The sequence below is a fragment of the Paraburkholderia caledonica genome, from assembly GCF_000383275.1.
GTDB classification, from domain to species: Bacteria; Pseudomonadota; Gammaproteobacteria; order Burkholderiales; family Burkholderiaceae; genus Paraburkholderia; species Paraburkholderia caledonica.
In genome coordinates, this window is sequence record NZ_KB911049.1 from 80,625 (window position 1) to 106,701 (window position 26,077).

At 62.5% G+C, this 26,077-nt stretch carries 24 protein-coding genes; 10 read left to right on the forward strand and 14 right to left on the reverse strand.

Annotation, left to right across the window (positions count from 1 at the left end):
- The first annotated feature begins 27 nt into the window (after positions 1–27).
- A complete protein-coding gene (locus H281_RS0130535; RefSeq protein ID WP_020070925.1) occupies positions 28–987 on the forward strand; it encodes a glycosyltransferase family 2 protein in 960 nt (319 codons plus the stop codon).
- Positions 988–1,086: 99 nt separating this feature from the next.
- Here the strand turns inward: H281_RS0130535 and H281_RS0130540 are convergent, their stop codons facing one another.
- Positions 1,087–1,938: a LysR substrate-binding domain-containing protein gene (locus H281_RS0130540; RefSeq protein WP_020070926.1), complete on the reverse strand. Its 852-nt coding sequence runs from the start codon at positions 1,936–1,938 to the stop codon at positions 1,087–1,089.
- Positions 1,939–2,099: 161 nt separating this feature from the next.
- Here H281_RS0130540 and H281_RS0130545 point away from each other — a divergent pair, with 161 nt between their 5' ends.
- Positions 2,100–2,969, forward strand: coding sequence for a DMT family transporter (locus H281_RS0130545; RefSeq protein ID WP_277394747.1), 870 nt, complete (start codon positions 2,100–2,102; stop codon positions 2,967–2,969).
- Between the two features lie 79 nt (positions 2,970–3,048).
- On the opposite strand, the gene H281_RS0130550 is transcribed toward H281_RS0130545, so the two are convergent.
- Positions 3,049–3,750, reverse strand: coding sequence for a FadR/GntR family transcriptional regulator (locus tag H281_RS0130550; RefSeq protein WP_020070928.1), 702 nt, complete (start codon positions 3,748–3,750; stop codon positions 3,049–3,051).
- 393 nt (positions 3,751–4,143) lie between these two features.
- On the opposite strand from H281_RS0130550, the gene H281_RS0130555 reads away from it, so the two are divergent.
- The 6 genes from H281_RS0130555 to H281_RS0130580 are packed head-to-tail and all read left to right on the forward strand — an operon-like array spanning position 4,144 to position 10,589.
- The gene (locus tag H281_RS0130555) at positions 4,144–5,181 is read left to right on the forward strand and encodes an ABC transporter substrate-binding protein (RefSeq protein ID WP_020070929.1); all 1,038 of its coding nucleotides are present in this window, start codon (positions 4,144–4,146) and stop codon (positions 5,179–5,181) included.
- A 40-nt stretch (positions 5,182–5,221) separates the two neighbouring features.
- Positions 5,222–6,706, forward strand: a complete 1,485-nt coding sequence (locus H281_RS0130560) for a sugar ABC transporter ATP-binding protein (protein WP_020070930.1) — start codon at positions 5,222–5,224, stop codon at positions 6,704–6,706.
- Entirely contained in the window at positions 6,703–7,638 is a 936-nt protein-coding gene (locus H281_RS0130565; RefSeq protein ID WP_020070931.1) for an ABC transporter permease, read from the forward strand. The genes H281_RS0130560 and H281_RS0130565 overlap by 4 nt, the downstream gene beginning before the upstream one ends.
- Complete coding sequence (locus H281_RS0130570; RefSeq protein WP_020070932.1) at positions 7,635–8,606, forward strand: ABC transporter permease; 972 nt, start codon at positions 7,635–7,637, stop codon at positions 8,604–8,606. The genes H281_RS0130565 and H281_RS0130570 overlap by 4 nt, the downstream gene beginning before the upstream one ends.
- A 29-nt stretch (positions 8,607–8,635) precedes the next feature.
- Positions 8,636–9,544 carry an SMP-30/gluconolactonase/LRE family protein gene (locus tag H281_RS0130575; RefSeq protein ID WP_020070933.1) on the forward strand — a complete coding sequence of 303 codons (909 nt, stop codon included), beginning with the start codon at positions 8,636–8,638 and terminating at the stop codon, positions 9,542–9,544.
- 58 nt (positions 9,545–9,602) lie between these two features.
- Entirely contained in the window at positions 9,603–10,589 is a 987-nt protein-coding gene (locus H281_RS0130580) for an ABC transporter substrate-binding protein (RefSeq protein ID WP_033379735.1), read from the forward strand.
- Between the two features lie 74 nt (positions 10,590–10,663).
- On the opposite strand, the gene H281_RS0130585 is transcribed toward H281_RS0130580, so the two are convergent.
- Complete coding sequence (locus tag H281_RS0130585) at positions 10,664–11,377, reverse strand: SDR family NAD(P)-dependent oxidoreductase (RefSeq protein WP_020070935.1); 714 nt, start codon at positions 11,375–11,377, stop codon at positions 10,664–10,666.
- 139 nt (positions 11,378–11,516) lie between these two features.
- Here H281_RS0130585 and H281_RS0130590 point away from each other — a divergent pair, with 139 nt between their 5' ends.
- Entirely contained in the window at positions 11,517–12,458 is a 942-nt protein-coding gene (locus tag H281_RS0130590; RefSeq protein WP_020070936.1) for a LysR family transcriptional regulator, read from the forward strand.
- A 150-nt stretch (positions 12,459–12,608) separates the two neighbouring features.
- Here H281_RS0130590 and H281_RS0130595 read toward each other — a convergent pair whose 3' ends face one another.
- The 10 genes from H281_RS0130595 to H281_RS0130640 all read right to left on the reverse strand — a co-directional run bounded on the left by H281_RS0130595 (position 12,609) and on the right by H281_RS0130640 (position 23,697).
- Positions 12,609–13,541: an amidohydrolase family protein gene (locus H281_RS0130595; protein WP_020070937.1), complete on the reverse strand. Its 933-nt coding sequence runs from the start codon at positions 13,539–13,541 to the stop codon at positions 12,609–12,611.
- Between the two features lie 2 nt (positions 13,542–13,543).
- Positions 13,544–14,866 carry an MFS transporter gene (locus H281_RS0130600; protein WP_020070938.1) on the reverse strand — a complete coding sequence of 441 codons (1,323 nt, stop codon included), beginning with the start codon at positions 14,864–14,866 and terminating at the stop codon, positions 13,544–13,546.
- Positions 14,867–14,878: 12 nt separating this feature from the next.
- Positions 14,879–16,117, reverse strand: a complete 1,239-nt coding sequence (locus tag H281_RS0130605; RefSeq protein ID WP_020070939.1) for an MFS transporter — start codon at positions 16,115–16,117, stop codon at positions 14,879–14,881.
- Positions 16,114–17,394, reverse strand: a complete 1,281-nt coding sequence (locus tag H281_RS0130610; RefSeq protein WP_020070940.1) for an MFS transporter — start codon at positions 17,392–17,394, stop codon at positions 16,114–16,116. The genes H281_RS0130605 and H281_RS0130610 overlap by 4 nt, the downstream gene beginning before the upstream one ends.
- Positions 17,391–18,437, reverse strand: a complete 1,047-nt coding sequence (locus H281_RS0130615) for an amidohydrolase family protein (RefSeq protein ID WP_027805085.1) — start codon at positions 18,435–18,437, stop codon at positions 17,391–17,393. Before H281_RS0130615 ends, H281_RS0130610 begins: the two co-directional genes overlap by 4 nt.
- 12 nt (positions 18,438–18,449) lie before the next feature.
- A complete protein-coding gene (locus H281_RS0130620) occupies positions 18,450–19,601 on the reverse strand; it encodes a porin (RefSeq protein ID WP_020070942.1) in 1,152 nt (383 codons plus the stop codon).
- Between the two features lie 45 nt (positions 19,602–19,646).
- Positions 19,647–21,026, reverse strand: coding sequence for an MFS transporter (locus tag H281_RS0130625; RefSeq protein ID WP_020070943.1), 1,380 nt, complete (start codon positions 21,024–21,026; stop codon positions 19,647–19,649).
- Positions 21,027–21,099: 73 nt separating this feature from the next.
- Positions 21,100–22,029 (reverse strand): SMP-30/gluconolactonase/LRE family protein, encoded by a 930-nt coding sequence (locus H281_RS0130630; protein WP_020070944.1) that lies wholly within the window; start codon positions 22,027–22,029, stop codon positions 21,100–21,102.
- A gap of 22 nt (positions 22,030–22,051) precedes the next feature.
- Positions 22,052–22,999 carry an NAD(P)-dependent oxidoreductase gene (locus tag H281_RS0130635; protein WP_020070945.1) on the reverse strand — a complete coding sequence of 316 codons (948 nt, stop codon included), beginning with the start codon at positions 22,997–22,999 and terminating at the stop codon, positions 22,052–22,054.
- Positions 22,999–23,697, reverse strand: a complete 699-nt coding sequence (locus tag H281_RS0130640) for an RraA family protein (RefSeq protein ID WP_027805086.1) — start codon at positions 23,695–23,697, stop codon at positions 22,999–23,001. The genes H281_RS0130635 and H281_RS0130640 overlap by 1 nt, the downstream gene beginning before the upstream one ends.
- A 165-nt stretch (positions 23,698–23,862) precedes the next feature.
- Between H281_RS0130640 and H281_RS0130645 the strand changes: the two genes are divergently transcribed.
- Entirely contained in the window at positions 23,863–24,573 is a 711-nt protein-coding gene (locus tag H281_RS0130645) for an IclR family transcriptional regulator (RefSeq protein ID WP_020070947.1), read from the forward strand.
- Positions 24,574–24,737: 164 nt separating this feature from the next.
- On the opposite strand, the gene H281_RS0130650 is transcribed toward H281_RS0130645, so the two are convergent.
- Complete coding sequence (locus H281_RS0130650; protein ID WP_020070948.1) at positions 24,738–26,042, reverse strand: MFS transporter; 1,305 nt, start codon at positions 26,040–26,042, stop codon at positions 24,738–24,740.
- Between the last annotated feature and the right edge of the window lie 35 nt (positions 26,043–26,077).

The following is a 26,077-nucleotide window of genomic DNA, read 5'->3' on the forward strand; positions in this document are numbered from 1 at the left end:
TGGTTCATCAAACAATCAAGGTGCCCTATGTCAGCTTTTTCCATCATCGTGCCGGCTTATAACGTGCAGGCCTATCTCGACGATGCGCTCGCAAGCATCGCCGGCCAGTCCTTCACGGATTTCGAAGCGATCATCGTGGATGACGGCTCCACGGATGGCACCGCCGCGATTGCGCAGCGCTATTGCGATACCGACCCGCGTTTCACCTATGTCTATCAGCCCAATCGCGGGCAATCCGCGGCGCGCAATCTGGGCACCTCGCTCGCGACCGGCTCCTATGTGTACTACATGGACAGCGACGACATTATCGACACCGACACGTTGAGCGTGTGCCATCGGGAATTCAGCAATCCCGAGATCGACGCCGTCATGTTCGAGGCTGCTGTGTTCCCGAACGACGCGCCCATGTACAAGCAGGAAGTGAATGGTTACCGGCGGCCGCTCGGAACCGCGACGTTCTGGTCGGATGAGTTCGTCGTCGAGTCGTTGCGGCAAGGACGCTATTTCGTATCGCCATGCTGCTTCATTACGCGACGTTCGGCGATCGGAAGCCTCCGCTTCCTGGAAGGCATCGTGTACGAAGACAATCACTTCTTCGCAGCATTGCTGCTGCAACAACGTATCAAAGTGGCCGTGCTGAATCAGGCGTTATTCAAAAGACGCCTGCGAATGGATTCGACAATGTTCACGACGAAAACGCTGCACCATTACAACAGCATGTACCGGCTGCTTCACGAAATGTCGGAACTGTCGTTCATTGCGCTCGATCCGCCGGCGCGCGCGAGGATCAAGCAGGAGATCATCGGCAAGACGCTGGGCGATCTGCATTTCGCAAGCGCGATGGTCGGCCCCGACTTCAAACTGCGAAGCATGAACGTGGCAGCGACATGGTACGTCGCCACTCATATCTCGCCTCGCCTCTTTTCCGCGAAGCGTCTGTTGCTCGCGCTCGTGCCGGAGTTGTATCGGCTGAAGCCTGAACTTTGATCGATCGTGGATAGGTGTGCGCCGCAATCGCCATAACGGCGCACACCCAGAAGTCCCGAGAAAAACATGTTGTGATGCCTGTTGTGCTGAGTGCCTTCGTTAAAGTCTGAATCGTTGCCGCAGCGTGGTTGCGAGGAGTTCCATTGCCTCCGTTGTGCGGCCCCTATCGCCGCGCATCAGAACCACATCGTGGTCTTCAATCTGCGGCAGGCCGTCGAGCACCCGCATATCGGCGCTGACCCGTGCGCGGTCGAGAAGTGTCACGGCCAGACCGGATTCGACACAAGCCTTGATCACCTGAGTCGAGCCGCTGTCGAGGATCACCCGCCACTTCCTTCCTGCTGACTGCAGTGAGCTCGTCATTGCTGCACGATAAGGACACGGCTCCGCATAAAGCGCCAACGGAAGCGGACGGGTGTCATCGACGACATAGCTCGGGCTGCCGACCCAAACCGGCGTCGTCACGGTCAGTACATCCGCAGACCTGCTTTCCTTTGCGGGCTGAACGACTATCGCCAGATCGAGCTTGCCGCGACTGATCTGATCGCGAAGCTTGAAGCTCGGTGCAGTCTTGACTTCGAGAACCACGTTGGGCCAACTGGTCGCGAAACCCGGCAAGATATCGCGGATCACATGCGCAGCGTATTCATCCGGTATGCCGAATATGACCCGGCCGGCCAGTCTCTTCCCCTTGATGTCTTCCACAACGCGATCGTGCGCCGCAAGCACCTCGCCCGTACTGGACAGAAGCCGCTTGCCGAGCGCCGTCAACGTGACCGACTGATTGTCCCGTTCGAGGAGCCGCCCGCCCGCGATAGCCTCGAGGCGCTGGATCTGGACGCTCACGGCCGCGGGGCTCCTGTTGACCAGTTCTGCCGCCGCGCGAAAGCGTCCCAGCCGGGCAACAGCGTGAAAGGTCCGCAGCAGATCGATGTCGAGAACGGTACTCATGGTTTAATTCTGTTAAATGACTGAGTCAGTATATTTCAATTTTCGAATCCATCCCGGCGGTCTAATCTGCATGAATGGCGAGAACATCGACACACAATGCAAGCTTGACGCCCAATTCGCGCGACGCGAATCGCGTGCCGCTGCCTATACTCGAGGCGGGGATGGTCCTGACGTGGAGTTCCGGCTTTGTTGGAATGCGGTTCTCTGCGGATTACGCTCCAGTACTTCTCGTGCTGCTGTGGCGGTTCATAACACTTTCGCTCTGTCTTTTTCCCTTCGTCGCTCGCGAGATTCGGAGTGCGCCTTTGCCCGTATTGATCCGGCAGTCGATCATCGGGGTATTCGCGACAGCGGGGTATCTCGCCGGCGTCGCGAGAGGAATCGAGCTTGGTGTTCCGACCGGTCTCGCCGCCCTCATTGCAGACCTGCTTCCAGTGGCCGTAGTAATCATTTCGACCTGCGTCTTCCGTGAGCACAGCCCGAAGAGTGTGTGGGCCGGACTGGCGCTTGGCCTTGCAGGAATGTTGATTGTCTGTCGCGACGCGGTCGCGCTCGGAAAAGCGCCGGCATGGGCATACGCACTGCCGGTTGCAGGTATGGTTTCACTCGCGGCGGCTACGGTTTGGCAGCAACGATCAACGGCTCGCGCGGGAAGTTTGAGTCCGCTGGGCATGCTTTGGCTGCAAAGCGTTGTCTCCTGCCCTGTCTTTCTATGGCTGCAGGCATCGCATGGCAACGTCATGCCGATCGCAACCGTGGGGTTTGCTGCCAGCGTCGCCTGGACTGCCATTCTGGCGACGCTTGGCGGATGGGGGCTTTACTGGACGTGTCTACGGCGCTCGTCGTCTGCTCGCGTCACGAGCGTACTCTTTCTGAGTCCTCCGATCACGCTGATCTGGGCATGGGCGATGTTTCGCGAGCCACTGTCATGGCCCATGGCTATCGGAATGGGGATTTCCGGCCTTGGAGTCCTGCTCGTTGTGCGACGCGACCGTGCCGGAGGCAGACTGTTCGACAGCAGACTTCGGTGAGCCGAACGATTGCCACCGCACCGGCAACGCTTCGGGTTGTATCGATTGCGACGAGTACAGCGCTAACCCACGCCGTTCGCTACGCCGCGAAGAGACGGCGATGCACGTTGCGCAAGTGCGCCCGCATCGCGGTCTTCGCGGCGCGTGCATCGCGATTGAGAATGGCCTCGCCAATCCTGCGGTGATCCGCGTTCATCGCCAGCGTAATCTGCTTGTCAGCGTAAAAAGCTTCGAGGTGCGTGAACACGGGGCTATAGCGCTTGTTCCATAGCATTGTCATCACCTCGGTCAGTAGCGGGTTGCCCGTCATCTCGCTGATGAGCAGATGGAAGCGCCTGTCTTCTTCGAGAAACGCGGCGTCGTTCACCGACTGCGCCTCCAGGTTGCCGATGATGCGCGTAAGCAAGCGCCGCTGCTTGCCGGTGCCGTTCTTTGCCGCAAGCGCCGCGATCTCGCCTTCTATCATCGCGCGTGCGGAAAGCAGATCGGCAACGCTGAACGCTGCGTCTTGCACCGGCGCCTGTTCGCGTGACTTGTCCAACTGGCGCACGAAAACGCCGGTCCCCGTGCGTATCTCCACTCGCCCCGCGATTTCGAGCGCAATCAATGCCTCGCGCACGGAAGAACGCCCCACGCCGAGTTGCCGGGCCAGATCGCGTTCGGCAGGCAGCGCCTGTCCCGGCTCGTAAGTACCGTCTTCGATGAGCCCGATGATCAGGCTCGAGATTCGCTGATACAGACGCTCGGGTTTGAGAGTGGGCAGGTCCATTGGCAGGTTCATTCGCGCTCCTTTACCCGTTTCGTCGATCGAATTGCATCACTCAAAGACAGTCGCTATACTGCCTCGGCGGTCCGGTGGCCTGACCACTCGTATGGCCTGACCGCAATGAAATTGAAGGCAGTCCCTGGAAGCAACCGTTTGAAAGCATAGCATCGGCGATTTCGCGGATGCGCTCAAAAAAGGCGTGCTCATGACCATGTCATTTCAGTGCTTCAGCACCGGCGCTTGCCGCCTTGCCCGCATGCGGTCCGCTCGCGTCACGCACGTACCCGCCCCCTCCCGCTTTTCGTCCAGCTTTCAATCAGCGCCGCCCTGAAGGCGCTTCCGCGCGCATTGAATCGACGGAGCCGATCCGAGCAGTCCGAGCAGTCAGCAAAACAACAAGGAGACACCATGTTCCGCTCAGCCAAGCAGGCGACGATCACGCTCGCCGCAGCGTCATGCATGTTCGCGGGCGCAGCGCACGCGCAAGTGGCCACCGGCGATACGTCGCAAAAGAAGATCGCGCTGTCGAATAGCTTTGCGGGCAACTCCTGGCGGCAGTCGATGTTGAAGAGCTGGAACACGGTCTCGCAACAGGCTGTCGCGGACAAGAAAATCGGCGCGGCTCCAGCATTTACCACTGCCGAAAACCAGGTGACGGAGCAGGCGCAGCAGGTGCAGAACCTGATCCTGCAAGGCTATAACGCGATCGTCATCGACGCCGTGTCGCCAACCGCGCTCAACGGCACCATCAAGAAGGCGTGCGCAGCGGGCGTGGTCGTCGTGTCCTTCGACGGTATCGTCGACGAGCCGTGTGCGTATCGAGTGAACTTCGATTTCAAGGGCTGGGCTGAGCAGGGTGTGGACTATCTCGCGCAACGGCTGAACGGCAAGGGGAACATTCTCGAAGTGCGGGGCGTGGCGGGCATTTCCGTCGACAACCTGATGCATGAAGGTGTGCTCGATGCGATGAAAAAGCATCCCGGCATGAAGCTCGTGGGATCGGTGAACGGCGACTGGACGCAGTCGGTCGCGCAAAAAGCCGTCGCGGGCATCTTGCCGACGCTGCCGCAAGTCGATGGTGTCGCGACCGAAGGCGAGATGTCGTTCGGCATCGCGCAGGCTTTCAAAGCCGCCAATCGCACCACGCCGCCGATGATCATTGGCAGCACGTATCCCGAACTCAACTGGTGGAACGAGCAGACGAAGAGCGGCTATCAGTCGCGGTCGCTGTCCAATCCGCCGGGCGCGGTCACATTCGCGTTCTGGGTCGCGCAGCAGGTTCTCGCAGGAAAGAAAATCCCGAAGGACGTGACCATCAACGTGCCGCTGCTCGAAATTTCGCAGCAGGAGTTGCCGGCGAAGCTGGCGGCGACGCCGCCGGGCGGCATCAGCGACGTCACCTATACGCTGCCTCAGACGGTCGCGCTTCTGGACAAGAAGAAATAAATCTTTTGAATCGAAGTATCGCCACGCATGGAGCATGTGAATGGGCGGAACAGGAGACGCGATTGTCCGACGTGAGGCGCTGATTCGCTTCGAAGGCATTAGTAAGAACTTCGGGCGCGTGCGCGCGCTCAACGACATAGACTTCACCTTCATGCAGGGCGAATGCGTCGGCATTGCCGGACATAACGGCGCGGGAAAATCGACGCTCACGGCCGTGCTGGCGGGCGTCCATGCGCCGACGCAAGGGCGCATCGAAGTCGAAGGCAAAGACGCGCCGCATTACGACGCCAACGCCGCACGCGATGCCGGCGTACGCTGCGTGTTTCAGGAGTTGTCGCTCTGCGCAAACCTCACGGTCGCCGAGAACATGTGCATCGTGCATCCGCAACTGCGTGGGCGCGGATGGCGCCGCACGGCCACGAAGCTGATGCGCGAGAAGCTCGACGAGATCTTCCCGGGCAACGGGCTGAAGGGCAATGAACTTGTCTCCGACCTCACGCTGACGCAACAGCAGATGGTCGAGATCGCGCGCGGCTTTACCGTCACCGACACGCCCGTGCGTCTTGTCATTCTCGACGAGCCGACGTCATCGCTCGATGCGCATACCGCAGAACAGTTGCTCGCGTTCGTGCGCGAGGCGGCGGCAAGCGGCGTCACCTGCCTGCTCATCACGCATATGCTTGGCGAGATCGAGCGCGTGGCCGACCGCGTGGTGGTCATGCGCGACGGCAGCATCGTCAGCGTGCTTTCGCGTGAACAGTCGAGCCGCGAGTCCATCATCCAGGCGATGGGGCAGCATCTCGAAGCCGACAAGGCGTCTGTCGTAACTCGCGTCCAGGCGGATCGCGAGCGGGAGCGGCACTTCATATGGAACATCGGCGCAAAGCGCCATACGTCGATTGAAGCGTCGCGCGGCGAAGTGATCGGCTTTGCGGGACTGGCGGGCCAGGGGCAAACCGAGGCGCTTATTGCGATCTACGAAGCCGCGACGAAGCGCGGAGCGAGCCGCGCGAAGGTGGCTTTCGTAGCAGGCGACCGCGGGCGCGACGGCGTCTTCCCGATCTGGTCCATCGCTCAGAATCTCGACTTGCGCTGGCTCGCGGGCGGTGCGCCGCGCAAGCGCGGCCTCGTCGATTTCGCGGCGGCGCGGGCCATCGTCGAGGAATGGCGCGCGAAGATCGGCATACGCGGGGCGGCGATGAACGCGGGTATTCTGTCGCTCTCGGGCGGCAATCAGCAAAAGGTACTCTTTGCGCGCGCGCTTGCATCGGACGCGGAGCTGATTCTGATGGACGATCCCACGCGCGGCGTCGATGTCGGCACCAAGCGCGACATCTATCAGCTGGTTCACGACGAAGCCGCAAAGGGCCGCACGTTCGTCTGGTACACCACGGAAAACGAGGAATTGTCGCACTGCGACCGCACTTACGTGTTCCGCTCGGCCGCCGTCACGCGCATGCTTCATGCCGACGAATGCACGGAAGAAGCACTGCTCGCGGCCAGCTTCGAGGAGCAGGCCGCATGACACTCGCCATCACGCAAGCGCGGTTGCGCGCGATGCTTCCCGCCATATCGCTCGTCGCGGTGCTGATACCTATCCTTGTCATGCAGCCCGCGGTAATGAGCTACTTCGGTTCGAGCCTGCTGCTGAATCTTGCGGTGCCGATCGTCCTCGCGACGCTCGCGCAACTCGCGATCATCACCGTCAACGATCTCGACCTGTCGATCGGGCCGTTCGTGAGTCTCGTCGCATGCATCGGCGCGACGCTGCTCGTGAAGACACCGTGGCTCGGCGCCCTCGCGCTCGTCGGCTGCGTGCTCACTTATGCGGCCGTCGGCGCGTTGGTCGAGCTGCGCCAGATTCCGTCGATCGTCGTGACGCTCGGGTTGTCTTTCGTGTGGAGCGGCCTCGCTATCGTGCTGCTCCCTTCACCGGGCGGCACGAGCCCGACGTGGCTCGGCGCGGCGATGAACTATCAGACGCCGTTCATCGCGGCGCCCATCGTGTGGTCGGTGCTGATTGCGATCATCGGGCATCTGCTCCTGATGCGCTCGTCGGCGGGCGTGCGCGTGCGCGGTGCGGGCGGGAATCCGCGCGCGATGCGCCGCTTCGGCTGGTCGCTCGTGCGCAGCAAGGCGACGCTCTATGGCGTCGCGGGTGTGTTCGGCGTGCTGTCGGGCTTATCGCTGCTCGGCCTCACCACATCCGCCGATGCAAACCTCGCGTTGCGCTACACCCTGCTCTCGATTGCCGCCGTGATACTCGGCGGCGGCGAATTCATGGGCGGTCGCGTGTCGGTGATCGGCGCGGTGCTCGGCGCGATCACGCTGACGCTCGCCGCATCGTTCCTTGCGTTCCTGAACATCTCCTCCGACTGGCAGGTCGGCATGCAGGGCGCGATTCTGATCGTGGTCCTGTCACTACGCGTGCTGCTGCAACGCGGAGAGCGCCGATGAACACCCTCGCTGAAAACAATACGAGCGCATGGTCGCGCATCAAGGCGATTCAGGCGCCGTGGGTCTGGTCCTTTATCGGTGCGGTGCTGGTATGGCTCGCCATCGTCGCGATCTTCGGCTTCGGTATCGCGAGCAATGTCGCGCAAACGGCGCTCACGTACGGCGTATTCATGGTGCTGGTGGGTCTGGGGCAAATGCTCGTCATCACATCGGGCGTGGGCAATATCGACCTGTCGGTGCCCTCGACAATCGCGCTTGCCGGCGTGGTCGGCATGCATACGATGGGCGGCGCGAACGGTCAGATCGTCGCGGGTATCGCGGCGGCGCTCGGCGTGGGCGTCGCGATTGGCCTCGCGAATTACGCGCTCATTCGCATGCTGCGCATTCCGCCGATCATCGCGACGCTGTCTTCGAGTTTCATTATTCAGTCGATCGCGATCACGCAAGGCAGACAGCTTCCGCCGCCACCGCCGGCGCTCGGCGCATTCGCGACTGGCCGCTTCCTGAGCGTGCCGTACATTGCGCTGCTCGCGCTCGCGTTGTCGATCGCGCTCGCCGTGCTGCTGCATCGCGCGGTCTATGGACGCAGGCTGTCGGCCATCGGCCAGAATGCGCGCGCCGCCTGGCTTGCGGGCGTGGACGTGCACCGCACGCGATGCCTCGCGTATGTGATGTCGTCGATGATCGCATCGCTGACTGCGTTGCTCATATCGGCGACGTCCGGCGGCGCATCGCTCGACATGGGCGTCGAATACATGCTGATTTCGATTGCGGTCGTCGTGATCGGCGGCACCCTCGTGGCCGGCGGGAAAGCGACGATCGCAGGCGTCTGGGGCGCATCGATGTTCCTCTTTCTCACCAACGCCGTGCTCAACGCGGTTGGCGCGGACGCGGGCGTGCGCTCCATCGTATATGGCGCGCTCATCATCGCCGTGACGGTGGCGGCGGGCGGCAAGGGCGTGCGCTGAGTCCAAACAGCAAAAAAGGAAAAGGAGACATGAAAAACAACGAATACGAAGTGCATGATCCACGCTTCAGGCTGCTGCTTCAGCCGAACGCGTCGATGGACAAGCTAACCGGCGAATGTCTGTGGGCCGAAGGCCCCGTGTATTTTCCGGCGACCGATCTGCTCATCTGGAGCGACATTCCGAACAACCGCATGCTGCGCTGGGCGCCGGGAATGGGCGTCGGCGTGTACCGCGGGCCGTCGAACTACAGCAACGGCAATACGCGCGATCGCGAAGGCAGGCTCGTCAGTTGCGAGCACGGTGAGCGGCGTGTCACGCGCACCGAGCATGACGGCAGCATCACCGTCATCGCCTCGCATTTCGAAGGCAAGCGGCTGAACTCGCCAAACGATGTGATCGTCGATTCCGAAGGCGCGATCTGGTTCACCGACCCCGACTATGGAATCATTAGCGACTACGAAGGATATCGCTCTGACAGCGAGATTGGGCGATGCAACGTGTATCGCGTGTCGCCCGGCGATACGCAGGTGCGCCTCGTTTCCGACGACTTCGTGAAACCGAACGGTCTCGCGTTTTCGCCGGATGAATCGAAGCTTTATATCGCCGACTCGGCCGCATCGCACGACGACAATGCGCCACGTCACATACGCGTATTCGATGTCGCGAGCAACGGCGCATTGCGCAATGGCCGCGTGTTCGTGGAGATGCAAAGCGGCGTGCCCGACGGCATGCGTGTCGATGAGCACGGCAACGTATGGACGAGCGCCGAAGACGGCGTGCATTGCTATGCACCGGACGGTACGCTGCTCGGCAAAATCCTGATTCCCGAAGTCGTTGCGAACCTGACCTTTGGCGGGCCGCGGCGCAATCGGCTTTTCATAACCGCGACTTCATCCGTATATGCGCTGCATGTAGGCGTGCGGGGCGCGGCGCGCTGATCGATAACAAAGGAGACGGTACGTGCAGACTTTCATCAAGGTAGTGACGGCGGCATGCATGGCATTGGCGGCTGCATCCGCGTCGGCGCAGGTCGCGACCGGCGATACATCATCAGTGAAGATAGCGCTGTCGAACAATTACGCCGGCAATAGCTGGCGTCAGCAGATGCTCAAGAGCTGGGCCAACGTCGCGGACGCCGCAGTCAAACAGAAGGTCGTCGCGGCTGCGCCCAGCTTCACGACCGCGGAAAGCCAGGCGACCGAGCAGGTCCAGCAGATACAAAACCTCATCCTGCAAGGCTTCAAGGCGATTGCCGTCGACGCCGTATCGCCGACCGCGCTCAACGGCGTCATCAAGCAGGCGTGCGGCGCAGGTGTGACCGTCGTGTCGTTCGATGGCATCGCCACCGAGCCGTGCGCGTATCGCATCGCGGTAGACTTTCAGGGCATGGGCCGGATGCAGGTCGACTATCTGGCGAAGCGCCTGAACGGCAAGGGTAACCTGCTGGAGATTCGCGGGCTTGCAGGTGTCTCTGTCGACGACGAGATTCATCAGGGCATCGTCGACGAAATGAAAAAGTATCCGGGCATGAAGATCGTCGGCTCGGTGCATGGCGACTGGACGCAAACCGTTGCGCAAAAACAGGTCGCGGGCATCCTGCCGACACTGCCGAAGATCGATGGCGTCGTCACGCAAGGCGGCGACGGCTACGGTGCCGCGCAGGCAATCAAGGCGGCTGGGCGGCCTACGCCGGTCATCATCCTCGGTAACCGTCAGGAAGAGCTAGCGTGGTGGGCGGAGCAGCGCAAGAGCGGCTATGAAACGATGTCGGTGACGATACCGCCAGGCGCGTCGTCGTTCGCGTTCTGGGTCACGCAGCAAGTTCTCGCGGGCAAGAAGGTGCCGCACGACATTCGCATGCCGGTGCTGGAAGTGAAGCCCGACGAGCTCGATGCGGTCCTTGCGAAAACGCCGAGCGGCGCACTTGCGAACAAGGAGTACACGCGCGACGAAGTGGTCGCAATAGTGGACGGCAAAAAATAGCGTGCTCCGACAGTTGCGTCCGGCTCCCAGCGGAGGGTGCCGCTCGGTCTTCGTAACGAGCGGCCGCCCCCGCCTCACCACCGAACGGTACGGCCGCGGTAATCGAGAAATTCCAGGCCGGGGCGGCCACGTTTGGCCAGCAGTACATCCACGACGCCGGGAACGCTCTCTTCGACCGACAACCGCCCCTCCGGCCCGCCGAGGTCTGTGCGTACCCAGCCCGGCGCCATCAGCACCATCGCACGCGGCGGTTCCGCGCGACGTGCTGCAAAGCTGCGCATGAACTGGTTCAGCGCCGATTTGCTGCCGCGATAGACCTCGCGCTGGCCCGACTCATTGTCGGCAATGCTGCCCTGCCCCGACGACATCACGCCGATCAAACCCGCCGCATCGACGAGGTCGCACAAGCTGTCGACAACGCGCATGGGACTGAGCGCATTCGTGATCATCAGGTTCACGAAATCCTCGGTCGACACCTCGCCGATTGTTTGCGTCGGATCCGGATTGGTCGTGCCGGCGTTTACGAACAGCGCGTCGAACGTGCGGCCCGCGAGGCGCTCGCGCAGCGCCCGGATCTGCTCTGGCCGGGTGATGTCCAGCGTTTCGATCTCGACCTGTCCCGGATGCGCATCGGCTAGGTCATGCAACAACGTACGCCCGCCACGTACCGTACCCATGACGTGCCAGCCTCGTTTGAGAAACTCCGCGGCCATTGCGTAACCGAGGCCACGAGAGGCGCCGATCAGCAGGATGGAAGGAACATGAGCAGGTTGAGCAGCTTCGGGCATAGGGCTTTCCTTCTTCGTCGGTTCGTCGGTTCGTCTCAGGAATTCTGATCGAGGCGTCTGCTTTGCACCAGACGCCTCGCCTGCAATCGACGATTGCACCGCACGCCCTGCCTGGCCAGATTTGCACTATCCTCGACAGATGCCACGTGTCGACCTGAACCTTCTTCCCGCCCTGGACGCACTGCTGAGCGAACGCAGCGTTACAGGAGCCGCCCGGCAGCTGAACCTCAGCGTGTCGGCAATGAGCCGCACGCTGACCAGGCTGCGCACCCTCACTGGAGACCGGCTGCTGGTGCAGGCCGGTCGAGCGCTGATCCTTACTCCGTATGCCGAAGAGCTTCGTGAGCGCGTCTCTTCACTGGCTCGCGAAGCGGAGGCGGCACTCAGTCCCGCCGGCCGCCGGTTCGACTCCACTACCTTGGATCGAAGCTTCGTCGTGCGTGCGGGCGAGGGTTTCATCGACCTGCTCGGCGCGGCCTTGATGGACAGGATTCACCGGGCAGCGCCCGGTGTGCAGCTTCGATTCACGCCCAAGCCGGACTGGGCTGCGCAGCCGCTGCGGGAAGGCGCGATCGATCTGGAAATCGGCACGGTGAGGACCACGGCTCCCGAGATGATTACGCGCCTGCTCTTCAGGGATCGCTACGTGGGCGTCTGCCGGCGTGGCCATCCGCTCCTGGACGGAACCGGAATCAGCCTCGAGCGCTGGAGTGCATACGGCCATGTGCACACCTCACGCACCATTGCGGTCGATGCGGCTTTGGCACGACTGGATGTACAGCGAACAGTGCTGATGGAGGTGCCGACCTATACCAGTGCGATGCAAATTGCTCGCCAGTCGGACCTGCTCGCCGTCGTCCCGCATTCGTGTCTGGCCAACCCGTTCACGCCCGATCATGCCTTAGCAAACGGCCTCGACAGCTTTGAGCTTCCAGTGCGCACGCCCGCCTTCAGCGTCTCGGCGATCTGGCATCCGCGCCTCGATCAGGACCCGGCCCATCGCTGGTTTCGCGCAGAAGTGATGCAAGTGTGTGCGGCGGCCTATCCTTCTGACTCCATGCCGCCGTTGCTTTGCGATTGATGTTACGGTCCGGTCCCGGTTGGAAGATCGGGCGACCTCGGTGGCCGTCGGTCGCGTCGTGGGGTCCGCCCGGCGCCAGACTCACGGCGAACTGACTCGCGCTCTGCCTCGCACCGCTTTGCGTCGCATCCGTGCCGAGGTCGAGGCGCGCTACGCGAATCCATACAACTTCGTAGGGTTAGCGACGAAGATCAGATGCTGCCAATCCGGCCGCCCTATCCAGTTCGCGATCGTGTCCAGCAAGCTCGCATCATCCGGCTTATGCGTCTTCTCCGTCGGATGAGGCCAGTCGGTACCCCACAGCATCCGCTCCGGCGCCATCTCGATCAGCACTTTCGCGACAGGCTCAACGTCTCCGTATGCTGGCGCGCCCGCCTTGCTGTCGACGTACGGCCCCGACAACGTGATCCACGTATTGCCTTTCTCGACGAGGCGCCGCGCGGTGCGCAAAGCGTCCGACGACAGGCCGCCGGGTTCCGGAACATGCGCGATATGGTCGATGACGAGCGGGCAAGGCAGTGCCGACAAATGCCGCTCGAGTTCCGGCAGCCGCGCGCCCTGCACCACCAGTTCGATATGCCAGCCGAGATTGGCTATGCGCGTGGCAAGCGGCGCAAGCATGTCGAGCGTCGTTGCGCCCGGATAGCTCAGGTTGAAGCGAATCGCGCGAATGCCGCCTCGATCCAGGTCCTGCAGTTCCGCATCGGTCACGGAACTGTCGATGACGGCAACGCCGCGCGCGTTGCCGCCGAACTGCCGGATGGCCTCCAGCGTACAGCGGTTATCCGTTCCATACGTCGACGGCGTGACGACCACATTGCGCTTCACACCCAGGCGCGTCTGCAGCAGCCGGTACTGCGCGACCGTGGCATTCGGCGGACGCAGCGTCGTGCCCGGCGCGACCGGGAAACGATCGTCGTAAATATGCATGTGACAGTCGATGGCGCCTTCGGGCAAGCTGAACGCCGGCCGCTCCGTGCCGCTCGACCACGTTTCTTCAGCGGTGGCCAGCTTCGGCAGCGCTGCCGAAATCAGTGCAGCGCCGGCGAACTGGAGGAATTCGCGTCTCGTGGGAACAGTCATGCTCAGACGGTCCCCGTCTTGCTAACCAGACGGTTTGCCGAATTATTGCGGGTCAACAGCAACAAAGTCGCGACGCTGACGAGCGTGAGGATGGCGAGCGGCATCAACGCCAGCGCATAACTTCCAGTCGCCTCCTTCACCCATCCATATACGTTCACCATCAGTCCGCCGCCAAGCAGATTTGCAATCGCGTTCACCGTCGCGAGGCCTGCTGCCACGGCACTATTGGACAGCATGTCCGTGGCGAGCGCCCAGAACGGGCCCTTGAACGAATAGGCGCCAACGAGTACCGCGCACAGCATGCAGACCGTCGGTACAAGTGAGCCGCTCAGCGACGTCGCGAACAGACCCACACCAATCAGCAGCATCGGTACTACAGTGTGCCAGCGACGCTCGCCGACCCGGTCCGAGCGGCGGCCCCAGTACACCATCAGGACGGAAGCGACCGCGTACGGCACGGAGTTCAGCAAGCCTGTCTGCATGACAGACAAACCAAACGACTTGAGCAGTTGCGGCTGCCACACAGAGAGCGTGCTCCCCGCCGCCGACGCGCATGTGTCGACGAGTGCGAGACACAACACATAGCGATTGCGGAACAGTTGCGTGAGCGGAAGCGACGGCACCTTCTTCGGAGCCTTTTGCTCGCTGACGAGCGCATTGACGAGCCATGTGCGCTCGTCGTCGTCGAGCCATTTCGCGTTCTCCGGCTTGTTGGTCAGCATGAACAGACACGCAACGCCTAGCAGCACGGTCGGGACGCCTTCGAGAATGAACAGCCAGTGCCAGCCGCGCAGCCCCCAGAAGCCGTCCATCTGCAGGAGCAGCGCCGAAATCGGCGAGCCGATGAAGCTCGCGGCGGGAATTGCGACCATGAACGTCGCGACGATCCGAGCGCGATACGACGCCGGAATCCAGTACGAGAGATACAGCAGCACGCCGGGAAAGAAACCCGCTTCGGCGGCGCCGAGCAGGAAGCGCAGAACATAGAACGACGTCGCGCTATGCACGAGCGCGGTCGCCGCCGACACGATGCCCCACGTAATCATGATTCGCGCGATCCAGATACGCGCGCCGTACTTTTGCAGCGCGAGGTTGCTCGGCACTTCGCAAAAGAAGTAGGAAATGAAGAACAGGCTGCTGCCGAAGCCGAACACCTTCGCCGACATGCCAAGGTCATGATTCATCTGTAGCGACGCCATGCCCACGTTGCCCCGGTCGATAAAGGCAAGCAGATAGCACACCATCAGAAAAGGAATGAGTCGCCAGACGACCTTTCGTATCGTCCGGCGCTCGATCGCGGACTTGTCCATGAATCCAGTTTGCATCGTCGTCTCCGTTTATTGTGCGCCTGCGCGCTGATTCGTGAATCGTTGCCATGCAATGACGGCGATGACACCGCTGGCGAGCACCACCGCCATGGATGCAAATGTGTGTCGTACGCCCAGCGCTTCGGACGCGGTCCCGACGAGCAGATAGCCGAATGGCATCGTGCCGTTGTAGGCCATCCCATACATGCCGACGAGTCCGCCGCGCACGTGTTCCGGGCATTGCCGCTGGATGGTCGCGTTCGTCGACGTGGCCGCGAACGTGAGGCTGAAACCGAGTGCGAAAAACGCCGGCACCGTGGCTGCCGCCTCCGATGTCGCGGCGAGCAACGCGAGCGCGCCGACGGCCGTCCACGGCGCCCACGCAATGAATCTTCGCGACGCCGACGTGCCGATCGCCGAAGAAAGCAGAATTGCCGCGCTCAGCGAACCCGCGCCGGCGCACGCGAAGAACACGCCTGTAAAGCGCGCCGCGTCGTGGAACCCCTGGTCCGCGAGCAGCGGCACGAGTGTCTGGTAACTGCCGGCGAACAAACCGATGCACGCGAGTATCGGCAGATAGCGGGCGGAGAACGCATCGGACATCACGTAGCCGACTGCGTCGCGCAGGCTGCTGTCCGCGCGCGCGGGCCGAGCCGCCGAGGCCGTTCTGATCGAACGCACGCATGTCGCCATGAAGCAGAGCGCCACCGCATAAATCACAAACGATGTTCTCGGTCCGAGCGTCGGATAGACGAAACCCGCAATCGTCGGGCCGACCATCCGGCCGACGTTGTAGACCATCGTGTTCATCGCCACGGCGTTCGACGTATGCGTCGGATCTTCGAGACTCGTCAGCAGCAAAACCTGACGCGCGGGCGTCTCAACAGCGCTCGATACGCCGATGGCGAGCGCATGCGCGAGTATCAGCTTCACGCCGAGCACGCCGAGCAGCGACAGCGTGAAGAGACTGGCCGTCAGCACCAGCGACGCCGTGAGCACGCACAGCGTCGCGCGCTTCGCATTGGCCGAACTGATGCGCGAGCCGGCGATCGGGGCGACGATCAGTTGCGGTCCGTACAGCAGAAAATTGAGCAGCGCGAGAATCGCCGCCGACCCCGACAGGTGATACACGAGCAGATTTAGCGTGACGTTCTGCGTCCAGCTTCCGAGCACGGACGCGACCTGTCCGCTCAGATAGCGTCGCAGCGACGCCTCGGCAAGCGCCGGAAACAGTCTGCTGACGAAACCGGTTTGCGCGGCCATCGTCATGACAACGCCTTGCCGCGCGTTTCGGGTGCGAAGAACACGACGACGGCGGCGGCGACGAATGCGACGATGGTCGTTGCGAGTCCGAGCACGAATCCGCCGGAAGTCGATGCAAGCGCGCCGATAATCAACGGCGCGATGAAGCCGCCCAGACGGCCGCCGTTATACGCGAGGCCCATCAGGAATCCGCGCGACGCCGTATTGCCGATGATCTCCGCGAGGAACGGACCCGCTCCCGCGAAAATGCCGTTCACACTGAAGCCCGTCAGGAAGATCGCGACCATCAGCAGCAGCGCATTCGACGACACGATGTACACGCCCACGGCCCCCGCCCCGACCAGCAGATAGGCAAGGAACATCGGACGTCGGCCAAGCCGGTCGACGAAAGCCGAGAACAGCAGGAAACCGCTGATCGCGCCGAACTGCAGCGCAAGCACGAATTTCAGGCTATGCACGAAGTCGAGATGCTTCACCGTGACGAGGAACGTCGGTGTCCACGTGAAGACACCCCAGTACAGGTACTGCAGAAAGAAGATGAAGCCGAATGCCGTCAGCAGTCCGCGCACATTGAGCGTGTCGCTGCTCGTCGCGTGCACGTTCTTAACCGATGTCTTCGCCTGCTTGCGTTCCAGCCAGATCGGCGATTCAGGCGTTTTTCGCGCAACCCAGAAGAGGATAAAGAACGGCAACGCACCGATCAGAAAAAGCAGACGCCAGCTATTTCCACCGAGTCCGTCGTTCACGCCGCTAACGATGCCCGAAATCGTGATGGCGAGGATCGCGCCGATGGGCAATCCCATCTGCATCAGCGCGCCGCCCTTGCCGCGCCGGCTCGCGTGCCATGTCTCGGCAATCAGCGCGGCGCCCGCCGTCCACGTGCCGCCCATGCCCAACGCGCCGAAGAAGCGCAACGTCGCGAACCAGTGCTCGTTCGGCGCGAATGCAAGCAGACCCGAGAACAGCGAATAGATGCCGACGCAGAGCAACGCGGTACGCACACGCCCCAACCGGTCCGATACATAACCGAACAGAATCCCGCCGACGATCTGCCCTGCCGCCGTGATGCTCGTGAATAGGCCGAGCTGCGCCTTGCTGAGACCGAACTGAAGAGCGAGCGTCGGCAGCAGAAGCGAAAGCAAAAACGAGTCGTAGCTTTCGAACGTCCAGCCGAGTCCCGCAAGTGTTAGCGAGCGCCACTCGATGCCCGTGATGTTCCTCAATCCTCGGGCTTCCGCACCGTCCTTGAATTCGGTTGTCGCAACCGTTGCACTCGTTTTCATGTGTTGTCTCCGGCAATCGCGAGGCGATAGGTTGCCGCCGCAGTCCGGCTGAACAGGGCGGCTTTTTCATTGGCGGACATCGCGGACGCGAGTCGTTTGAAGGCGTTCCACAGCACGCCGTAACTGAACATCCCTTTATCGACGGGAAAGTTGCTTTCGAACATGCAGCGATTCACGCCGAACAGTTCGACGCACGTGTCGAAATACGGCCGCCACGCAAAGGCCAGTTCCTCGGACGAAGGCGGCACTTCGCGCGCGGCGAAATCGAAGCCGAATACGTTCATGCCCGCGCCGCCGAGCTTGATGCGCGTGTTGGGCAAACTCGCGAGGCGCGCGAGTTTTTGCTGCCATTCGGCGCGAACCGCCGCACGTTGACCGGCGTGCGGACCCACTCCCAGCGGACCGCCAAAATGATCGATAACGACCGTCACGCGATCCGCGGCACGCGCGAGTTCATACAGATCGTCGAGTTGCGTGTGATAGACCCATGCATCGAGCGACAGATCAAAGCGGCCGAGCGCCCTCACACCCTGCCGGTAAGCCGGATTTGCCATCAGATCGCGCGGCGGCGTCACGGGGCTCGAACTCACTTCAGGGCTCGCATGCCACGCGAGCGGATTGCGGATGCCGCGCAGGCGTCCGCCGGATACCTGCAACATCGCTTCGAGCACCGCATCGAGTTCCGCGCCCAACGTCAAATCCACACCGCCGACGATCGCCTCGCAGCAGCGCGTCCGTCCATACGCGCCGCTCGCGGACATCGCGGCGATTCCGTTGGCGAACTCCACTTCGCCAACGGGCTTCATCGCCTCGGGACCGTCCTCGCGCAACATCGAGCGGCATTGCACGTAGACCGTCGACACGACCCGATGCCCGCTCGCCACGTCGTTGCGGAACTCGTCCGCGAGATACCGCCCGGTCTGGCGGTCCCACAGATGATGGTGCGCATCGACAATCGGCAATTCAGGCTCGAGAACAGGCTCCTTTCGCAAGGCAAGCCACTCCTCTCGAACCGGAAGATGGGGCGCATGGACTATCTGCATTACGCTTTCTCGTCAGAACTTCTGGCGCATGCCAATCGTGATGCCCGTCTGGTTATATCCGGGCGCGACCGTACCGTAGCCATTGACACCAAGCGTGGACTTGTCCTTGTTGTGAGCGAAGCCCGCGGTTGCGTAAAGGTCAGTGCGCTTCGACAGGAAATAGTCCGCGCAGAGCACCGCGAGCCACGGGTCGGCACCCGTCGAATGCACGTCCTGGTAGTAGCCGGTGGCCGTGATAATGAACGCGGGCGTCACGTTGTACTGCGCACCCGCCCAGTAGAGGTTTGCAGCGCTGGCTTGCGAGCCGTTTGCAACGACGATCGGGTTCACCGGCAGGAACGCATTAGATGCACGCAGATAGCGGTAGCCCGCGAAGCCCTTCACGGGTCCGATCACATACGAAGCGGCTGCCGTCGCGCGACGCTCGGTGCCCGTGTTGGTCGCGACCGTGTTGCTGTTGCGCTGCTCGTACGACACGCTCGCCGCGAACGGACCTTGCGCATAGGTCACCGCGCCGCTGAAGAAGCGCCCCGTGATTTGCGCGCCCGGCACTTCGGCGCCATAGCCGGTGTCGTAGCGCGTGCTGTACATCGCCTGCGCCGTCAGCGGCCCGAACACGCCGGTGTACTTCGCCGAGTTGTCGATGCGTCCGGCCATCGCGTAGTCGAGCGACAGCACCGAGTAGCGCGACGATGCACCCATCGGATCGAACGCAACGGCCTGTTCGTAGAGCAGCGAGTTCTGCCGGCCGAAAGTCAGTTGCTGACCTTTGTACGAAAGACCGACCCACGCCTGCCGGCCGAATAGCCGGGTGGTCGTCGCAGCGTTGGCGCCCAGACCTCTGGTCGATTGAGCGGTCGTGCCGTCATTGATGTTGAAACCGCTTTCCAACTGGAAAATAGCCTTCATGCCGCCGCCCAGGTCTTCGGCACCCTTCAATCCCCAGCGCGAGCCGGACAGGTTGCCCGACACTTCGCGCGTCTGTGCGCCGCCAGCGCTCGTATTGTTGATGTGTTCGACGCCAACATCCGCGATCCCGTACAGCGTGACGCTGCTTTGCGCATGCGCAGCGCCGCAGGTAAGACTGACGCCTGCGGCGGCGACTGCGCCGAGCATGAAACGGACGTTCGTGTTGACGTTGTGGCTGGCTTTTTTGAACAGCATGGAGTCTCCAAACAGAGTTTTATGGATTGGTTTTGAATGCGTGGATCAGACCTTGTGAGCCGACGGCGCTTCGCCTGCGTCGGCGCCCGGGTCACCGAGCCAGGCGATGGTCAGCGCACCGAGCAGCAGCACACCCGAGACGGCGAGCAGCGGCACGGTGAATCCGCCCGAGAGTTGCTTGAGCGCGCCGATCATCGACGGACCGACGAAGCCGCCAAGGTTGCCCACCGAAACGATGAGCGCGAGGCCGCCGGCCGCGGCCCGCCCCGTCAGAAAGCTGGACGGAATGGCCCAGTAGGTCGCCTGGAAAGCGAGGATGCCGCTCACCGTGAAACAGAGTGCGATGAGCTTCAGCACAGGCGCGTCGAGGAAGGTGCTCGCGCACAGCGCGGCGGCCGCCACGACCAGCGCGCCGGCCACATACGGAATGCGGTTCTGCGAGCGATTCGCGACGCGCGCCCACCAGAGCATCACGACTGCGCCGATTGCATACGGAATCGCCGTGAGCCAGCCCACGACCGTGTGCGCGACGCCGAATTGCTTGATGATTTGCGGCATCCACAGGCCGACGCCGAGCGACCCGACAATGCCGCAGAAGTTGATGAACGCGAGCACGAACACGCGCCAGTTGGTCATCGCGTCGCGCAGCGTGCTGCCGTGACGTGCGCCGATGTCGCCCTGCTCGAGCGCGAGACGCTTCGCAAGCGACGACTTCTCTTCGTCGGTGAGCCACTTCGCTTTTTCGGGGCGGTCGGCCAGCACGAACAGACAGGCGATGCCGAGCAACACGGCCGGTCCGCCTTCGATCAGCAGCAACCACTGCCAGCTACGCAATCCATGCAGGCCGCCGAGTTCGAGCAGCGCGCCCGAAACGGGAGAGCCGATCATGTTCGCGACGGGGATGCCGACCAGAAACGCGGCCGTCACTTTCGCGCGCCACTTGCCCGGAAACCAGTGCGTGAAATACAGGTAGATGCCGGGCGTGAAGCCCGCTTCGGCGAGACCGAGCAGGAAGCGCGCGGCGGCAAAACTCTTCGGTCCGACGACGAACGCCGTCGCCATCGAAAAGAGACCCCACGTGATCATGATGCGCGCGATCCACACGCGCGCACCGACCTTCTGCATGATCAGGTTGCTCGGAATCTCGAACAGGAAATAGCCGATGAAGAACAGTCCTGCGCCGAAGCCGAACTGCTCGGAGGTCAGACCGAGGTCCTTGTTCATTGTCAGCGCGGCGAACCCGACATTGGTGCGGTCGAGATAGCTGATGACGTAGCAGATGAAGATGAACGGCAGGATTCGCCGGAACGCCTTGGCGAGCGTGCGCTCGCTGGCCGCGTAGTCCTCGCTCGCCATGCCGGCAATGGGCGGCGTTTCTGTCTGGCGCGTGGCACCGTCGGCGCGCAGGGTGTGCGACATGGTCATGCTTGCTCCTCCATCGCGCTTCTGTCGGCGCAGATGTATTGATGTATGGCGGGCGCTCGCGCCCGCTGCGCGATCAGACGGTTCGCCCGGCCCGTTTCGGAAGCGGTCCGGCAATCGTCATTTCAGCTTTGAGAACCGTTCCCGAAACGGACTCGGTCATGAACAGCGTCTTCATGTCCGCGCCGCCGAAACACAGATTCGTGAGCGAAGCGCCTTCCGGACTGGTCAGAATTTCGACGGGCTCCGCGCGATGGTTCAGCACCCACGCGCGACCAAGCCCCGGATTCGCGACGAAGAGTCGCCCTTGCGTGTCGATGGTCAGTCCGTCCGGACCGCTCGGGCCATACGACGTGAAGAACTGCCCGACCTTGCTGACGGAACCATCTGCCTGAAGCGGCACTCGCCACACGCAATTGCCGCGCGTCATCCCGACAAAGAGAATCTTTTCGTCGGGCGACAGCACGAGTCCGTTGGGGCTCGGGCAATTGCCGAGCAGCAAGTCGAGCCTGCCGTCCGCCGACAGCCGGTACACGCGGCCCGTCGGATCGTGCAGTCCCGTTTGCCCCTGATCGGTGAAGTACAGGTTCCCGTTCGAATCGAACGTGAGATCGTTCACGCCCCTGAAGCGCTCGGAATTGCGCCGCTCGAGAAACGGGCGCACTTCGCCGCGCGCGATGTCGAGCAGCATCAGGCCGTTGCGATAGTCGGTGATGAGCAGATGCGCATCGTCGAAGCGCTTCATTCCGTTCGGCTCGCCGTCGTATTGCACGACGAGTTCCCACTCGCCCGACGGCGAAATCCGGAAAACCCGGCCGTGCGGAATGTCCGTGACGAACAGATAGCCCGCCGGGTCCCACACGGGGCCTTCGAGAAACGAGTCCGTGGCGAGGCCGCCGCGATTGGCACGCGCCCAATCGGTCTGGACGTCGCCTTTGCGGAATTTGTCCGGCATACGCGTGAAGACTTCCGCAGTGCGTATTTCGGGCGAGATGAGATAGAACATGTTGGGTCTTCTCTTGCGGACTTCAGGCTGCGTTGCGGGCGTGTTCTTCGACGACGGCGAGAACATTGGCGGCGGCGCCCTTACCCATGTTCACGTACGCGGCATCGCTCACGCCGCCGATATGCGGCGACAGGATTGCGTTCGGGATCTGCTGGAACGGATGCGGGTACGTCATCGGTTCGACGTCGAAGCTGTCGAGACCGGCAAAGCGCAACTGGCCGCTGGCGAGCGCCTCGGCGAGCGCCGCTTCGTCGATCAGTCCGCCGCGCGCGGTGTTGACGAGGATCGCGCCGCGCTTGAACCGCGCGAGCGTGTCGCGGTTGAGCATCTGGCGGTTTTCCGCTGTCAGCGGGCAATGCAGCGAGACGACGTCGGAAGCCGCGTACAACTCGTCGAGCGACACCAGCTTCACGCCTGCGGGCGCTTCTTTCGCGTACGGATCGAACGCGAGCACGTTCATGCCGAACGCCGCGCCGATCGCTGCGACGCGTCGGCCGATCGCGCCCAGTCCGACGAGGCCGAGGGTCCGCCCGTCCAGTTCGACGGACTTGTGCGTGGATTTGTCCCAGTGGCCTTGGCGCATGCGCGCATCCAGATGCGGCACGGACTTCGCGCACGCGAGAATCAGCGCCCATGCATGCTCCGCGACGGCGGCCGCGTTGGCGCCAACGGCGGCGCGCACCGCGATGCCGCGCGCCGCCGCCGCTGCCTGATCGATCACGTCGATGCCGCTGCCATGCTTCGAAATCACCTGCAGGTTTTCGGCGGCATCCATGATGCGGGCGTTCACCTTGCCGTATCGGACGATGATCGCAACAGGCTTGTGCTCGGCGCACAGCGCGACGATGTCGTCTTCGGTGGGCTGCTTGCCCGCGAACACGACGTCGAACTGGGTCAGCATGTCGAGCGCTTGCGGCGCGAGATCGGCGGCCGTCACGAGGACGACGGGTTTATGCGAAGCCGTTTGCATCACAGCGCCTCGCCTTCGGCCAGCATGCCCACAGCACGCAGTTCCTTCTCGATCCAGCCCGGACGCACGTCGCCCTTATGAATCGCCGCGATGCGCGCTGTTTCCATGTCGAGCTTTTTCTGCGCGAGTTCGATGATGCGTGCGACGTCGTTACGCGGAATCACAACTACGCCGTCCGCGTCTCCGACGATGAGGTCGCCCGGGTTGATGGCCGTGTCGCCCGCCGAGATCGGCGCATTGACGAGGCCCGCGACACTTTTGGTCGGGCCGCAGGGATTCAGGCCGGCCGCGAAGACCGGGTAGTCGCCTCTGGCGAGTTCGTGGGCGTCGCGCACGGCGCCGTCGATGACGATGCCCGCGATACCGCTCGCCTTTGCCTGCGTCGCCATGATCTCGCCGATCAGCGCGCACGAGAGATCGCCCTTTCCATCAACGACGATCACGTCGCCCGGCTTCGCGATGGACAGCGCGGCGTGGATGGCGAGGTTGTCGCCGGGACGCACTTCGACCGTGACGGCCGGGCCCGCGACTTTCATGGTCGGCGACAGCGGCTTGACCCGGCCATGCAGCGTGCCGCGACGGCCGGCGACGTCGGCGAGGATGGCGGCCTGATATCGCGCCGCTGCCTCGACCAGTTCCGGCGACACGCGCTCGATATTGCGATTAATGGGAGAAGTGCCTGCGGACATAGTGCTCATGGATTCAACCTCAGTTCGTGAGTTTTACTGTGTACAACAGTAGTGTACGGAGTGAAATCACTATAGCCAGAGCAGGCACGCCGATCCACTGGCGTTTACCCTTTTACGGTATAAACCGTCGTTTTACTGTGTACAATCAGCGGGGATGAATGACGGGAGGCGGGAATGGGAAACGAAGGTGTCGTCGCAGTCGAGAAAGCGCTTTCGCTGTTGGACTGCTTCAAGCCGGGAGCCGAGTCACAGTCGCTCGCGATGCTCGCGCAAGCGTCGGGCATGCACAAGACGACGGTCTATCGACTGATGAACTCGCTGGAGCGAATGGGCTATGTCGTGCGCGCTCAATCCGGCAACTATTCGCTCGGACATCGCGTGCTGTACCTGGGCAAGCTGTACGAGCAGTCGTTCCATCTTTCGACGGTCGTGGAACCGGCGCTGCATGCGCTCGCCACGGTGACGAAAGAAAGCGCATCGTACTACGTTCACCACAATGGGCAGCGGCTGTGCCTGTTTCGGGTCGAGCCGTCCGAAGGTCTGCGTGAAACGCGGCTCGCCGGAACGACGCTGCCGCTCGACGACACGGCCATCAGCCAGGTGATACGTTTCTGGGGACTCGGCGAACCGATCTACGACAAGCCGCCAGCACTGCCCGTCTTCACCGCGGGTGCGCGCGATGTGCACACAGCAGCGTTCGCTGTACCGATCTTCGGCGCCGGCGACAAGTTCATGGCGGCGCTGACGCTTTCCGGTCCCGCGTCGCGGCTTAGCGCGGCGCACACGTCGGGCGAGCTGGATCGGCCGCAACTGGATGCGGCCGCTGATCTGTCCCGGAAGCTGGGCGCCAGTGTTGCATTCTGCGAGAACATCTACGGCATTTGATCGCCGCTTTGGCAAATGCAGGGTTCAGGTGGACGAGCCGTTCGTCGTCTGACTGCGGACGCATTCGCACAACGCCATGCTCGTGCCAGCGCGGCTCCTCGGTTGCTGCGGCAGCAGGCGCCCGGAAATGGGCGCTTTTCAGGTCGAGCGGCTGCCGCACAACCTTAGCGGTTGACCACGCCCTTGGGCATCGTCAGCACAACGACTGCCGCCACGACCAACGAGACCGCCACGCAATACAGGCCCATGTCGGTGCTATGCGTCATGTCCTTGATCCAGCCGACCAGATAGGGACTGACGAAGCCCGCGAGGTTGCCGACCGAATTGATCAGTGCAATACCCGCGGCCGCTGCCACGCCTCCGAGGAATGCGGGCGGAATCGACCAGAACTGGCACAGTGCTCCCAGAATGCCAATCGTGGCGAACGTGAGGGACACGACAGCCGACGTGACGTTGTGCGGTACCAGCGTGCTCGCCACGAGGCCGGCCGCGCCGATCACGGCCGGCAGCGCCACATGCCAGCGACGCTCCTTGCTCCGGTCCGAACTGCGTCCCAGCAGCACCATTGCGATGGCCGCGGCGCCGTAGGGGATCATCGTCAGCAGGCCGACATTGAAAGCGTCGCTTACGCCGGATGCCTTGATGAGCGTGGGAAGCCAGAAGCTGATGCCGTAAAGGCCCATGATGATGCCGAAGTAGCACAGGCACAGCACCCAGACGCGTTTGTTGGTGAATGCACCGCTCGCACTATGCACCTCGATGTGCCCCGCCTCCTTCGTTAGCCCCGTCTCGAGCAGCGACTTTTCTTCATCGGTCAGCCATTTCGCGGCGCTGATCCTGTCGTCGAGATACAGCAGCACGGCAATGCCGCCGAAGATGGAAGGCAACGCCTCGAGCAGGAACAGCCAGCGCCAGCCCGCCATGCCGTGCACGCCGCTGAAGCTGTTCAGAATCCAGCCCGACAGCGGACCGCCAATGACGCCGGCAATTGGGATTCCCGTCATGAACATCGCGGTAATCTTCCCGCGGCGCGAAGATGGATACCAATAGGTCAGGTAGAGGATGATGCCTGGAAAGAACCCGGCTTCGGCGACGCCGAGCAAAAAGCGCAACGCGTAAAAGGCGGTGGGCGTCTTCACGAAAATCATCGCGCCGGAAAGCACACCCCAGCTGAGCATGATGCGGGCGATCCATTTCCGCGCGCCAAAACGATGCAGCGCGATGTTGCTCGGCACTTCGAAGATGAAATAGCCGATAAAGAAAATCCCCGCGCCTAAGCCGTAGATCGTTTCGCTGAATTTCAGGTCAGTCAGCATCTGCAGCTTGGCAAAGCCTACGTTGACCCGATCGAGGTAAGCGAAGACGTAGCAGAGAAAGAGGAAAGGAATCAGCCGCCATGTCACCTTCGCATAGGTCCGGTCTTCGCTGTGAGCCGGCGAGACGACATCGCCGTAAGTGGACTTCAACATCGTTGTCTCCTTGAACCGCACCGGCGCGCTCTGGT